This is a genomic window from Microbacterium sp. 2RAF4 (assembly GCF_052115285.1).
Lineage (GTDB): Bacteria > Actinomycetota > Actinomycetes > Actinomycetales > Microbacteriaceae > Microbacterium > Microbacterium oxydans.
Genome location: NZ_JBFRGI010000001.1, coordinates 134,125 through 147,798, shown reverse-complemented (window position 1 = coordinate 147,798; position 13,674 = coordinate 134,125). Strand labels below are relative to the sequence as shown.

The following is a 13,674-nucleotide window of genomic DNA, read 5'->3' as shown; positions in this document are numbered from 1 at the left end:
GCTGGTATGAATCGCGCGGACGTCATCCCTTCACTGGTGCTCTCGGGGTACGCGCTCGGCCGTATCGCCGCGCAGGACGCCGGAAACGACGCGCCCGCGGCGCAATGGCGGGTGCTGAGCCTGCTCGAGCAGGCAGGCTCCCGGCGCGTCGGTGAACTGGCTGCCGCCGCCCGGACGACGCAACCCGGAATGACGCGTCTCCTCGGCGGCCTGGAGCGAGAAGGGCTCATCCTCCGCTCCCCCGACCCGGATGATTCCCGGGCGACCGTCGTCGACATCACTCCGCAGGGAACCTCGGCTCTCGCCGCCTGGCGAGCCGAGTTCCGCGACACCCTTGCCCCGCGCTTCGCCGCTCTGGACGACGAGGAGTGGGCCGCCCTCACACGTGCGGCGGAGATCCTCGCCGCGCATACCACCACTGATCGAACAGGAGAACCTCGGTGAACACCCCCGCCACCCCCTCGGTGTGGAGACAGCCGGCCCAGGTCTGGGCCGTCGCATTCGCGTGCGTCGTCGCCTTCATGGGCATCGGACTCGTCGACCCGATCCTGCCTGCGATCGCCGAGTCGCTCCAGGCTTCTCCCGTCGAGACCGAGCTGCTCTTCACCAGCTATCTCCTGGTGACCGGTCTCGCGATGCTGGTGACCAGCTGGATCTCCAGCCGCATCGGGGCCAAGGCGACCCTGCTCATCGGACTCGCGCTGATCGTGGTGTTCGCACTGCTGTGCGCACTGAGCGGCAGCGTCGACGCCGTCATCGGCTTCCGTGCCGGGTGGGGCCTGGGTAACGCCCTCTTCATCTCGACGGCCCTCGCCACGATCGTCGGTGCCGCATCGGGCGGCAGCAGCGCGGCCATCGTGCTCTATGAAGCCGCCCTCGGCCTGGGCATCGCCGTCGGCCCGCTCCTCGGCGGCCTCCTCGGCGAGCAGAGCTGGCGCGGACCGTTCTTCGGAGTGGTCGCCTTGATGGCGATCGCCTTCGTGGCCGTGCTGATCCTGCTGCGTGGCCCCGCGGAGAAGCGCGTTCCCGTGAAGTTCTCCGCGCCGTTCGCCGCTCTGCGTCGGCCGGCACTCGCGGTGCTCGCCATCACGGCCCTGTTCTACAACATCGGCTTCTTCGTCCTCCTCGCCTTCTCCCCGTTCCCGCTCGGCTTCGGCGCGATGGGCATCGGCTTCACCTTCTTCGGCTGGGGAGTCGCGCTCGCGGTCACCAGTGTCTGGGTCGCGCCTCTGCTCATGCGCCGCATGCCCAGGACACGCATCATCCTGGTCGTCCTGCCGCTGTTGGCGGTCGATCTGATCGCCGCCGGGCTCGTGGTTGAGAACGCCGCAGCACTGGTCACCTGCATCGTGGTGGGTGGGCTTCTGCTCGGAGTGATGAACACCGTGCTCACCGAAGCGGTGATGGAGGCGACCGATCTCCCGCGCTCCGTCGCATCGTCGGCGTACTCAGCCGTCCGTTTCCTCGGTGGTGCCATGGCTCCCCCGCTCGCCGCTCTCCTGTGGCACGCGTTCAACGCGACGGTTCCCTACCTGTTCGCCGCTGTCTCGGTCCTGCTGGCCGCGCTCACCGTCTTCCTGGGTCGGCGGGTACTCGCCCACATCGACGACGAGCCCGCAGACGCGGTGACGGAGGATGCGGCGGCGATCCTCGTGGGAGACGCCGGCTGAACCGGACTCCTGGCGTCGGAGAGGTCACTGGAGACCGCTCCGACGCCAGGCCACGAGCTTTGGATATCGTGGATCGATGACTGAGACACCCGCACTCCCCGAACGCAGTAGGCGCGTGCACCAGCACCTCGTGGACGCAGGCATCGACGTCCGGATCCGGGTGCTCCCCGACTCGGCACGCACCGCAGCAGAAGCAGCCGCCGCGATCGGCTGCGAGGTCGCGGCGATCGCCAACAGCCTGGTCTTCGTCGCGGACGACGTGCCGGTGCTGGTCATGACCAGCGGTGGGCACCGGGTGGACCTCGACGCGCTGAAGACGAGCATCGGCGCAGTGGAGGTAACGATGGCTCCGCCCGCCGTGGTCCGCTCGGCGACCGGCCAGGTCATCGGCGGCGTCGCACCCGTCGGTCACCCGGCACCGCTTCGCACATACATCGACGAGGCGTTGCAGGCCCACGACGAGCTGTGGGCGGCGGCAGGCCATCCTCACACGGTCATGCCCTTGACCTTCGACCAGCTCACCGCCCTGACCCGGGGAACCGTCATCTCCGTCGTGTGATCTCCGTCGCGTGATCTCTATCGCGTGATCTCCGTCGCTTGAGTTCCGCCCCTCACCCTCCCGCAGGGGCCGGGTCCGCATCCGGACACGCTGCGGGTCGCCCTGAGAGCCGGGTCGCGAAGCGTAGGCTCCACAACCCGGCTCTCTCGACGATCAGTTGTGTGCTGCCCGCTTCCGAGCACGAACGGCTCCGAGCAGGGTGAGTGCGATTCCGAGCAGGAGTGCCGATCCTCCGGCCCACAGCAGCCCACCGGGAACATCGGCGCCCGTCGTCGCCAGCGACGATCCGCTCGTCAGCGGCAGCTCCTTCGGCGGCGTGACCACGGTCGGCGGTGTCGTCGGCGGTGTCGTCGGCGGAGTCGTCGGCGGAACGACGGGTGGCGTCGTGGTCGCGGTGTTGGTGAGGGTCACCGAGAGCGTCGCACCGGCGCCGACCGTGATCTGCGCTCCTCCGTCGGGACGTGCCTGCACACCCGCGCCCGAGAACGCGGGTGCCCCCCAGTCGATTCCCTCGATGGCGGGCGGGGTGAGCTCGACGATAGTGACCACCGTGCCCGCAGGCAGCTGGATCAGCGGCGAGGTGGCGCCCGCGGTGACGGCGACGGTGCGCTCGACGGCAGGGTCGCCGTAGCTGTACCGCACCGTGTAGACGGAGTCGGCGGGCACAGCCGACGTGCCGGATCCGGAGACCGCCTTGGTCACGGTGAATGCCCCGGTGGCGTCGCCGTCGCCGGTTCCCCCACCCGTGACGTTCCAGACTTCCTTGTCCTCGAGCTTGATCCCGTTCACGTCGGCGGTGTTGGCGAAGGTCGCCCCGTCCACCTGGGTGCTCGGCACGGTGAAGTACTTGACGAAGTAGATCCGCGTGGGGTCGATCGGACCCGGGATCTCGAGGTGGAACGCCGTGCCCTCGGCGTTCCAGGACCCCGTCCAGTTCGTGATCGTCTGCGAGTCCTGATCCTGCATGGTGGCGCTGCGCACGGCGAGCTGGCCGTCCTCGTTGTGGTGCTCGGCGAGCCCGTCACCGGCGCCGACGAGGGTGTCATCGATCACGATCGACTCCGCTCCGGCGAAGCTCGCTCCCGGGAGCGCCAGTTCCCATGCGATCCTGCCGTCGTCCGTCTGCCAGGACCACTTCTGCGGTTCGGTGGGCAGCGGTGCAGAAGGCCCGATCCCCCCGCCGGGGATCTCGACCGGTGTGATCTTGCCGTCGACGGTGAACTCGACGGTCGACTGTGTCGTCTGCTCATCCGCAGAGGCGACGAACCACAGCGAGCCCGTGACGCCCGTTCGGCCGTTCACGTAGTCGGTGAGGGTGCAGGTCACGACGGGAGCCGCATCCGTGCTCACCTTGCACTGCGCGATCGCCACGCTCGGGTCCTCGGCCGATGGCACGGAGAAGGACGTCCCCGCGCGGGCGAACTCCTTCGGGAGTGTGAACCCGAACGTCTGGCCACCCGTAGCTCCGTCCGGCACGGCCCAGTCGGCATCGACACGCACCTGGTCCCACTGCGAGACGCCTCCGCCACCGTTGACGGTCGTCACGGTGATCGACGCAGGGTCGATGGCCGCGGGATAGTCGTACTCCGCTGCCGAAGCGCTCCCGGCGCCGGCGAGAGTGATCGCGGCAGTGAGCGCCGCAGCGGCCGCCACGATCATCGCGGTCATTTTTCGGCGCGCGACGGCGCCCCCATTTCTTTCGTGCAAGATCTTCCCCAGTTCTTGATGAAGCCCGCTGCTCGGTGCTGACGCTGTGAAACGGCAGTACGGAGGCGCGAGGCAGGTGTCCCCATATGAGAGACGACGGGGTGCGCGATCTATTACGCGATTCTCGAACTCTCCTGAGCAGGACGCGATCGGAGTCGTGCTCGACGAGGCGTCGGAAGGTGCTCAGGAAGCAGAAAAGCCTCGGTAGATGGCGAGATCTACTGAGGCTGTTCCGTGCACCCCCTGGGACTTGAACCCAGAACCCACTGATTAAGAGTCAGTTGCTCTGCCGATTGAGCTAGAGGTGCGTGGCCCGGGATAACCCCGACCGAGGAATTACATTACCAGCCGACCGGGTCCATGTGAAATCGGCGTCGGCACCCGGGCGCGCCGCGGCGATGAGAGGCGCCAGACATGGTCTTTCGACCCTCGAGCGCCGCTGAACCGACGACTATTCTTAGACCGTGAACACCTCTCCCCACGCCGATGCCCTGCGTCACGACCTCGAACTCGCGCTCCGCCTGGCTGACGCCGCGGACGCCCAGTCCCTCCCGCGTTTCGACGCATCGGATCTCGAGATCTCGACCAAGGCCGACAACTCGCATGTGACGGATGCCGACCTCGCCACGGAGCGCGCGATCCGCAGCATCCTCGAGGAAGAGCGACCCGAGGACGGCATCTTCGGCGAGGAGTTCGGCGCCCAGGGCAGCACTCAGCGTCAGTGGATCATCGACCCGATCGACGGAACCGCCAACTTCCTCCGCGGGGTCCCGCTGTGGGGAACGATGATCGCCCTCGCGGTGGACGGCGTGCCTCAGGTCGGCGTGGTCAGCATGCCGGCGCTCGGTCGACGCTGGTGGGCCTCGACCGGCGGTGGCGCCTGGACGGACGGCGAGAACGGACCGCGTCGGATCCAGACATCCTCGGTCTCCTCCCTCGACGACGCGAGCGTGAGCTTCCAGAGCATCGCGCAGTGGTCGGATGCCGGGCGCCTCGACACACTCCTGGCGGTCGCCGCACGGGTCTGGAGGGACAGGGCGTACGGCGACGTGTACTCGTACATGCTCCTTGCGGAGGGCCGCATCGACATGGTCGCCGAGTTCGGCGTCAAAGAGTACGACATCGCTGCTGCCGTCCCGATCGTCCGAGAGGCCGGTGGCCGGATGACGGCGATCGACGGCGCGGAGACGATCAGCGCGCGCTCGACACTCGCAACCAACGGGACTCTGCACGAGGAGTTCCTGAGCTTGACGCAGAGCTGATCGGCCTGCTGCAGCCCCGACCGGAACGACGAGGCCTCGCGATGAATCCCCGCACCATGTCCGCCGCCGCGGGCGTCCTGCTGCTCGTCGCGGCGCTCTCCGCGTGCGCGGCCCCCGAGCCGGGACCCTCCTCGACGCCCGACGCCGGCGATACGCGCTCGTCGCAGTCTCCCGCCCCGGCCTCCTCACCGACGCCGCAGGCCGCCGAGGAAGAACTCACGTGTGAGTCGATGATCTCCGATGGCACCGTCGCCGCGCTCGCTGATGCCGGCTGGACCGCCGAGACGAAGGAGTTCGTCGCGGGCGGCGTCGAATTGAGCGAAGGACTGCTCTGCTTCTGGGCCGACTACTCCGTCGGTTCGGACCACGGACAGCTCTACGGCTGGTCGGCGATCGATGACGCGGACGCCGCGACGGCCCAGGCCGCCCTGCTCGCCGAGGGGTGGAAGCGAGAAGACGGCCCTGACGGCGTCTACTTCACGGAAGACGCGCAGTACGCGATGGGTACCGACGAAGACGGCTACGGGATGACCTACCTGTTCGGGGACGGCTGGGTTCGCCTCGCCGACACCCGTCAGGGACTCATCCTCATCGAATGGCCGCGCTGAAGGCGCATCAGCGACCCGGCGACCCCATCGAGCTCTCGAGAACACGGCCGAACGTCCGCGAGACGGGCGGCGTCCACAGGAGCACGATGATTCCGGTAGCGACCACTGCCGTGAGTGCGGCGCCCCAGTCCCAGCGGTCTCCCCACACGAGCACCACCGTGCTGAGCGTGACGGCGAGGCCGAGGAAGATCGTGAGCATGAGCCGGGAGAGTCCGCTTCCTCGGCGCACCCCGGCGGCGACGGCCAGGATGAGCAGGCCGAACAGCGCTATCGCGGCTCCGGTGAGCGAGAAGGCGGAGGTGCTCGCCTCCGGGTCGTAGCGCCCCAAAAACACGAGGATGCCGAGGGCCGTCGCCAGCAGCCCGGAGCCGTAGGCGAGGACGGCGACCACCGTCGTGATCACGGTTGCGACGCCGGAAGGAACGGGATCGGACGGCGTGGGTGCACGCATCGCCGCACCGTGGGTGGGGTTCGACGCCGGCGACAGCACGAGACGACGATGCAGCAACCGGACCACTTCGATCGCCAACACCATCGTGATCGTGATCCCGGTGAGCGCGACCGCGAGCTCCGCGCCGGGATCGACGAGCACGAAGAACTGTCGGGCGAGCGGGATCGCGAAGACTGCGACGAGCAGGACGAACATCGCACCCACGACAGCCACCTTGAAGCGGTTGAGCGGACGGGAGAGAACGGCCAGCACCCAGATGCCGACGACGGCGAGGATCACGGTGGCTCCGGTGCGCAACTGCTCCCCGTGCGCCCCGAGTCCGCGGGCGACGAAGGTGTACCAGGTCAGTCCCAGCGCGACGACGACCCCCGAGGGGATCGCGAAGCTCAGCGAACGTCGGAGGAAACCCGGCTGGTAGCGGGCAGCGTTCGGCATGAGCGCGAGGAAGAATGCGGGAATGCCGATCGTGAGGCCGTCGGTGATGGAGAGCTGGCGCGGGAGGAACGGGAACTCGAGGACGAACACTCCGAAGATGATCGCGAGCAGCGTCGCGTACACGGTCTTGTTCAGGAACAGCATCGACACGCGCTCGATGTTCGCGATGACCTGACGTCCTTCGGCGACGACATCCGGCAAGTGCGAGAACTGCCCGTCGAGCAACACCAGCCTCGCCACGGCCTTCGTGGCCGGTGACCCCGAGTTCATCGCGATTCCTATGTCGGCGGCTTTGATCGCGAGAGCGTCGTTGACACCGTCGCCGGTCATCGCCACTGTGTGTCCGTGGCTCTGCAGCGCGACGACCATCCGCTTCTTCTGTTCCGGCGTGACGCGGCCGAAGACCGTGTGCCGGTCGAGCACATCGGCGAGCTCCGCGTCGTCCTCGGGCAGCTCTCTGGCATCGAACCCGTCGGCCACGTCGAGACCGACTTCGCGGGCGATGGCGGCGACGGTGCGGGGATTGTCGCCCGAGATGATGCGGATGCCGACCTGCTGGCGCCCGAAGTACTCGAGGGTCTGCGCGGCATCAGGGCGAACCTGTTCACGGAACGTGAGCACCATGGCGGGCCGGAGTCCGCCGGGGAGCTGCTCGGACTCGATGTCGGCCGACGACAGCGCAGAATCCGCATGGCCGAGCACCAGCGTGCGGCGCCCTGTCTCCGCGAGGCCGGTCACCGTGCGCCCGAGCTCCGTCCGTGGCGACGTGGCCTCGTCGCCGAACACCATCTCCGGCGCACCCATCACCCAGGTGCCGGAGACGCCGTCGAACGACACGGCGCTCCACTTCCGCACGGACGAGAACGGGATGTACCCCGAGACCGCGAGCGATGACGCGACCGGATAGGCCGTTCGCATCGACCGCGCTGTCGCGTTCGCATCAGGAGAGGCCGCATACCAGGCCAGCACCGCCGCCGCGTCGTCGGTCAGCTCCAGCGTGACATCGCCGAGAACATGCGCCGCGTCGAAGCCGATCTCCCCCACTGTGAGCGTGCCCGTCTTGTCGAGGCAGACGACATCCACGCGCGCAAGGCCCTCCACCGCCGGCAACTCGTTCACGAGCACCTGCCTGCGAGCCAGCCTCGACGCGCCGACGGCGAAGGCGATGCTCGTCATGAGCACGAGGCCGAGCGGGATCATCGCCGTCAGGGAGGCGATCGTGTTCACGACGGCCTGCACCCAGGCACCGGTCGAGAACACCGTCGAGTACCCGCCGAGGACGAGGATCTGGGCGTTCAGGACGAGCAGGCCGACAGGGCCGATGATCCAGCTCACCCATTTCAAGACCCGGTTGACCGACGTGCGAAGCTCGCTGGAGACCAGGGAGAATCTCTTGGCCTCTCCCGCGAAGTGATTCGCATACGAGTCAGCGCCCACGCGCGTGGCGATGGCCGTCCCCTCCCCGGCGACGACCACGGCGCCGGACAGCGCATCGTCGCCGGGCTGCTTCTCCACCGGCTCCGATTCGCCGGTGAGCATCGACTCGTCGATCTGCAGGCCGCGTGAGGTGAAGACCCGCGCGTCAGCCGGGACCTGCTCGCCCGCTCTGAACACGAGCACGTCGTCGAGCACCACCTCTCCCGGTGCGATCTCCCGCTCCTCGCCGTCGCGCAGCACCAGCGCGCGCGGAGCGTTCATCAGGGCGAGACGATCCAGCGCCGACTTCGCGCGGAACTCCTGGACGCACCCGATGATCGCGTTGGCGAAGGCCGCGAGACCGAAGAGAGCGTCCTGCCACCTTCCGACCAGGAACAGCACGAAGAAGCAGGCGAACACGATGCCGTTGAAGAGGGTGAAGACGTTCGCGCGCACGATGCTCCAGGCGCTGCGGCTGGTGTCCGCGACGAATGCGTTCGTCTTCCCCGCAGCGACCCGCTCAGCGACCTCAGCTTCGGAAAGGCCGACCGAGCGTGTAGAAGCAGTGGTGTCCACAGACCTCAATATAGACGCGAAGAGGCCCGCCTCCCCCTGTTTCCAAAGGGAGGCGGGCCTCATTCCTGTGACAGCGACCTGGTGGAGCTGGGGGGAATCGAACCCCCGTCCAACGCTGAGTCTCCACGCCTTCTCCGGGCGCAGTCTGTGAAGACGTTCTGCTCGGCTCCGACCTTTGTCACAGACACCTAAGTCGACGAGCCCAGCCTGGGAAGAGTCCCACGTGACGTCCAGACGCCATCACGCAGCAAGATTCCTAGATGACGCCAGGATCCGTATCGGAATCACATACGGCCTGACGGACTATCGGGCTCGCTTATGCAGCGAGGGCGAAGTCGTTGCGCTTGGTTTCGGCAACTATTTTTTTGCAGAGAGCGTTTACGAGATAACTCTGCATCCTCGGCCCGCTTCTCGTGGATTCACAGGCGCTGTCGAAACCGATCAGCCCCGTGGTCCTTCTCTCGAAGGAGCCGCTGTCACACTGTGGAATTACCATCTCGAGCGGCGACCGCCCGAGCATCACAGACTACAACGTTCTCGGCTGCTCCGCCATTCCCCTGTGCGCCGAGGGCTGGCGTAGAGTCGCCCCATGAGCAGCGAAGTCACCGTCACCGTCCGCGGCGAGCACGAAGCGCGAGTCGCGCCCGAGCGCGCCACCGTCAACGTGAGCGTTCGCACCGACGGCTCCGAACGAACCGACGTCGTCGAGAGTGCACTGCGGTTCGCAGACCCGGTGCGCAGCAGCATCAGCGACCGATCGGATGCCGGCACGGTGGTCGACTGGTCGAGCAAGCGCATCTCCGTTCGAGCCGAACGTCCCTGGAGCAGCGAGGGCACACGACTCGATCCCGTGTACTACGCGAGCATCGACTTCACAGCCACGTTCGCCGAGGCCTCGGAACTCTCCCTCTGGGTCTCCGACATCTCCGCCTGGGACGGCGTCGAGGTCGGCTGGGTGGACTGGCACCTGACCTCGGAGACGCGCACGCAGGTGGAACGTGACGTCGCCGCATCGGCCGTCGGCGTGGCTGTCACCCGCGCCGAGGCCTACGCCGGGGCGCTCGGCCTGGATGAGGTCACCCCGCTGGAGATCGCTGACGTCGGTCTCATCTCCAGCGGGCCGCCTGCACCCGGCGCTCCGATGCTCAAGGCCCGAGGAGCCGTGGCGTTCGCCGCCGACTCCGCACCCGCCATGGAGTATGAGCCGGAGGAGATCGTGATCTCCGCCACGGTCGAGGCCAGATTCCTCGCCCGCTGACCGATCAGATCTACGCGACGAAGGGCGCGAGCTCCGCAGCCAAGCGCTCCGAAACGCGCGCATGCACAGCAGTGCCGTCCTCGCGGTGTTCCACGGAGAGCAGCATGCCCGACTCGTGGATCGATGCGACGAGGTCGCCGCGATCGTAGGGAATCACCGCTTCCACCTCGACCGCGGGCTTCGGCAGCGCCGCTTCGACCGCTGCCCGCAACTCTGCGATCCCCTCGCCCGACCTCGACGACACGAAGTGTGCGTGAGGCTGGAGGCCACGGAGGACGAGACGTTCGTCTTCCGTGATCAGGTCGGCCTTGTTGAAGACGACGATCTCCGGCAGGTCTCTGACGCCGACGTCGCCGAGGACGTCACGCACCGTTTGCAGCTGACCCGCAGGATCGGGGTGCGACCCGTCGAGCACATGGAGCACGACGTCGGCCTCGCCGACCTCCTCCAGAGTCGAGCGGAACGCTTCGACGAGCTGATGGGGGAGATTGCGGACGAACCCGACCGTATCGGTCAGCGTGTACACGCGACCGTCTTCGGTCTCCGTCCGACGGACGGTGGCGTCCAGCGTCGCGAACAGCGCGTTCTCGACCAGGACGCCGGCACTCGTGAGCGCATTGAGGAGACTGGACTTGCCGGCGTTCGTGTATCCGGCGATCGCGACGGACGGGATGGTGTTGCGCTTGCGTTCGGCACGCTTGGCATCGCGGGCGGGACCGAAGTCGCGGATCTGTCGTCTGAGCAGCGCCATCTTGGTGCGGATGCGCCGACGATCGAGCTCGATCTTCGTCTCACCCGGACCGCGCGAGCCCATACCGGCACCACCCGCACCCACTTGGCCGCCGGCCTGGCGGCTCATCGAGTCACCCCATCCACGAAGGCGTGGGAGCAGGTACTCGAGCTGAGCGAGCTCGACCTGAGCCTTGCCCTCACGGCTCTTCGCATGCTGGCTGAAGATGTCGAGGATCACCGTCGTGCGGTCGATCACCTTGACCTTCACGACGTCTTCGAGCGCACGGCGCTGACTGGGCGCGAGTTCGGTGTCGGCGATGACCGTGTCGGCTCCGACCGCGGCGACGATGTCCTTGAGCTCCTGAGCCTTGCCCCGTCCGAGATAGGTAGCGGCATCAGGGTGCGGGCGACGCTGCAGCACACCGTCGAGCACGACGGCGCCGGCCGTCTCGGCGAGGGCGGCGAGTTCTCGGAGCGAGTTCTCCGCGTCTTCCTGGGCTCCCTGGGGGTAGACGCCCACGAGGACGACGTTCTCGAGGCGCAGCTGCCGGTACTCGACCTCGGTGACATCCTCGAGCTCCGTCGACAGACCTCCGACGCGCCGAAGCGCATGACGGTCCTCCAGATCCCACTGCGCGCCGTCTGCGCTCCCGTGTGATGCGGTCGATTCGTCCTGCAGCGCCTGAGCGGCGCCGAACACTCGGACGTCTGAGCGCTTCTCCGCGTTCGCGAGCACACGATCGACTGTCTGATCGTCGGTGGAGGGGGTTGTGGTCTCCGTCATCCGTTCCTTGTCTCTGGGTTTCGTTGCGAGCCTTAACCTTAGCCCGCGGTGTCCGGTACGCTCACCGTATGGGGTCAGATCACTACTTCACTGCGGCCCCGGCAAGCCCCGAGAATCTGCGCAAGATCCGTGTAACTCTCGCGGGTCGAGAGCTGGAGGTCACCACCGCCGGTGGCGTCTTCAGCCCAGACCGTCTCGACGCCGGCACTGCAGTGCTCCTCGCCAACATGCCCCCGGTTCCCCCGGGCGGCGATCTTCTCGACCTCGGCAGCGGCTGGGGGCCGGTGACGCTGTCGATGGCTCTGTCTGCTCCCCACGCGACGGTCTGGGCCGTCGACGTCAATGAGCGTGCCCTCGATCTCGTGCGTCGCAACGCCGCAGCTCTCGGGCTCACCAATGTCAACGCTTCGCTGCCCGACGATGTTCCCGAACACGTGTCATTCCGCACGATCCGCTCCAATCCGCCGATCCGCGTCGGCAAGAACGAACTCCACGGGCTTCTCGAACGGTGGATCCCGCGCCTCGATGAGCGCAGCGACGCCTGGCTGGTCGTGCAGCGCAACCTCGGAGCCGATTCCCTCCAGCGCTGGATCGGATCCACGTTCCACCCCGGCTACAGCGTGTTCCGTACAGCCACCGGCAAGGGCTACCGCATCCTCAAGGTGCGAAAGCACGGAAACCCGCCGACGGAGCCGATCCTTCTCAGCTGAGCAGACCGAGGCTCACTCGATCCGCTCGAGGGCGCGACGGAATCGTCAGACGAGGTCGACCTCACCCTGGAAGACGAGTTGCGCCGGCCCCGACAGGGCGACGTGCTCGCCGTCTTCTGCGGGGAACATGCGAACGCCGAGCGTACCTCCAGGCACCTCGACCTGCCAGTTGCTCGGAGCGTTCGCTCCCGCCCAGTGCCTGACCGCGAGTGCCGTCGCGGCGACACCCGTGCCACAGCTGAGGGTCTCCCCCACACCGCGCTCGAACACCCGCATGCTCACGTGCCCGATGCCGTCGCGCACGAGTGGCTCACCCGGAACCACGAACTCGATGTTCGCGCCCTCGGGGAGCGGAGGTTCGAGATCAGGCGCCCTGTGCAACTCGAGTGACGCGAGCTCGGCCTCCGAGGCGAGGGCGACCACGACGTGCGGGTTGCCGACGTCGATACCGAGTCCCGGCCGCGTCACGGACAGGCCGTCGACACGCACCAGCGGGTCATCGCCGGAGAGCTTCCAGCGCCCGAGGTCGACCTGGTATCCGGTAGCGCTGCGCGTGACATCGCGCACGCCCGCCCTCGTTCCGATCGGCAGGGTGGAGCCGGGCTCGATCGTCGCCAGACCTGAGCGAACGAGGTAGTGGGCGAACACGCGGACACCGTTACCGCACATCTCGGCGATCGATCCGTCCGCATTGCGGTAGTCCATGAACCACTCCGCCTGCGGCTCCTCTTCCAGGGTCGCCGCGCCCTCGGGGATGGCCGAGGACCTCACGACACGGAGAATCCCGTCGGCACCGATGCCGAAATGACGATCGCACAGCACCGCGACCTGCTCGACGGTGAGGTCGAGCTCGGCGGCCGGGTCGGCGATGATGATGAAATCGTTGCCCGTGCCGTGCCCCTTGGTGAATGCGACCATGGCACCAGTCTAGGGAACGTGAGGAGCAGCTCCCGTCATGGACGCCCGTCGCGAGCAACCCGATAGCGCCCGCAGAGGAAGTTGCGATTGCGTGCCACCTCCAGCAGTTCGAGGTCGAGCCTGCGCGGAAGCAGCGGGGCGCCAGAACCGAGCGTCACGGGGGCGTACTGCACCCAGACCTCGTCGAGCAGTCCGGCATCGGCGAACTGGCCGGCCAGGTCTCCCCCACCGACGACCCAGAGATCCTTTCCTCCGGCGGCCTCCTCCATCTGAGAATGCACCGTCCGGACGTCGGCCTGGGTCAGCCGCACGTCTGCACCCGCGGGCAGATCGAGCTCGCGGTGAGTGAACACCCACGTGGGCTGGGAGTATCCCCAGCGCCCCTCTTCGTGGCGCATCACCCATTCATACGTCGAGGCCCCCATCGCCAGGGCGCCGATGTTCCTCTCGAACCCCGTGTAGGCCATCGGTCCGTCCTGGTCGATGTCCTGGGTGAGCAACCAGTCCAGAGAATGCTCGTCGGTGGCGATGAATCCGTCGAGGCTGGATGCGGTGTAGAAGTGAGTCGTCATCCGTCGAGAGTGTCAG

12 protein-coding genes, 1 tRNA gene and 1 other RNA gene are annotated in these 13,674 nt (G+C 67.4%); 7 read left to right on the top strand and 7 right to left on the bottom strand.

All coding sequences use genetic code 11. The features are described 5' to 3' along the window. Positions 1–6 precede the first annotated feature (6 nt). From AB4070_RS00720 to AB4070_RS00710, 3 genes are all read left to right on the top strand, one after another. Complete coding sequence (locus AB4070_RS00720; protein WP_441978489.1) at positions 7–444, top strand: MarR family winged helix-turn-helix transcriptional regulator; 438 nt, start codon at positions 7–9, stop codon at positions 442–444. Then, positions 441–1,670, top strand: a complete 1,230-nt coding sequence (locus tag AB4070_RS00715) for an MFS transporter (protein ID WP_441978488.1) — start codon at positions 441–443, stop codon at positions 1,668–1,670. The genes AB4070_RS00720 and AB4070_RS00715 overlap by 4 nt, the downstream gene beginning before the upstream one ends. 76 nt (positions 1,671–1,746) lie before the next feature. Beyond that, complete coding sequence (locus tag AB4070_RS00710; RefSeq protein WP_441978487.1) at positions 1,747–2,229, top strand: YbaK/EbsC family protein; 483 nt, start codon at positions 1,747–1,749, stop codon at positions 2,227–2,229. A 153-nt stretch (positions 2,230–2,382) separates the two neighbouring features. Here AB4070_RS00710 and AB4070_RS00705 read toward each other — a convergent pair whose 3' ends face one another. After that, a complete protein-coding gene (locus tag AB4070_RS00705) occupies positions 2,383–3,888 on the bottom strand; it encodes an Ig-like domain-containing protein (RefSeq protein ID WP_441978486.1) in 1,506 nt (501 codons plus the stop codon). 283 nt (positions 3,889–4,171) lie between these two features. Beyond that, positions 4,172–4,244: transfer RNA gene (locus tag AB4070_RS00700), tRNA-Lys, on the bottom strand. A gap of 156 nt (positions 4,245–4,400) precedes the next feature. Here AB4070_RS00700 and hisN point away from each other — a divergent pair. Further along, a complete protein-coding gene (hisN, locus tag AB4070_RS00695; protein ID WP_441978485.1) occupies positions 4,401–5,198 on the top strand; it encodes a histidinol-phosphatase in 798 nt (265 codons plus the stop codon). 41 nt (positions 5,199–5,239) lie between these two features. Beyond that, a complete protein-coding gene (locus AB4070_RS00690) occupies positions 5,240–5,806 on the top strand; it encodes a hypothetical protein (protein ID WP_441978484.1) in 567 nt (188 codons plus the stop codon). Positions 5,807–5,813: 7 nt separating this feature from the next. On the opposite strand, the gene AB4070_RS00685 is transcribed toward AB4070_RS00690, so the two are convergent. Together AB4070_RS00685 and ssrA are read right to left on the bottom strand one after the other, a co-directional pair. Beyond that, complete coding sequence (locus tag AB4070_RS00685) at positions 5,814–8,747, bottom strand: HAD-IC family P-type ATPase (protein WP_441978483.1); 2,934 nt, start codon at positions 8,745–8,747, stop codon at positions 5,814–5,816. Between the two features lie 16 nt (positions 8,748–8,763). Next, positions 8,764–9,133, bottom strand: a transfer-messenger RNA (tmRNA) gene (ssrA, locus tag AB4070_RS00680). Positions 9,134–9,273: 140 nt separating this feature from the next. Here ssrA and AB4070_RS00675 point away from each other — a divergent pair. After that, positions 9,274–9,942 (top strand): SIMPL domain-containing protein, encoded by a 669-nt coding sequence (locus AB4070_RS00675; protein WP_441978482.1) that lies wholly within the window; start codon positions 9,274–9,276, stop codon positions 9,940–9,942. Between the two features lie 10 nt (positions 9,943–9,952). Here the strand turns inward: AB4070_RS00675 and hflX are convergent, their stop codons facing one another. After that, the gene (hflX, locus tag AB4070_RS00670) at positions 9,953–11,458 is read right to left on the bottom strand and encodes a GTPase HflX (RefSeq protein ID WP_441978481.1); all 1,506 of its coding nucleotides are present in this window, start codon (positions 11,456–11,458) and stop codon (positions 9,953–9,955) included. 68 nt (positions 11,459–11,526) lie between these two features. Between hflX and AB4070_RS00665 the strand changes: the two genes are divergently transcribed. Continuing rightward, a complete protein-coding gene (locus AB4070_RS00665) occupies positions 11,527–12,168 on the top strand; it encodes a class I SAM-dependent methyltransferase (protein WP_378874836.1) in 642 nt (213 codons plus the stop codon). 45 nt (positions 12,169–12,213) lie between these two features. Here AB4070_RS00665 and dapF read toward each other — a convergent pair whose 3' ends face one another. After that, a complete protein-coding gene (dapF, locus tag AB4070_RS00660) occupies positions 12,214–13,086 on the bottom strand; it encodes a diaminopimelate epimerase (protein ID WP_441978480.1) in 873 nt (290 codons plus the stop codon). A 35-nt stretch (positions 13,087–13,121) separates the two neighbouring features. Continuing rightward, on the bottom strand, positions 13,122–13,658 hold the full coding sequence (locus AB4070_RS00655; RefSeq protein ID WP_441978479.1) for a dihydrofolate reductase family protein: 537 nt from the start codon (positions 13,656–13,658) through the stop codon (positions 13,122–13,124). Between the last annotated feature and the right edge of the window lie 16 nt (positions 13,659–13,674).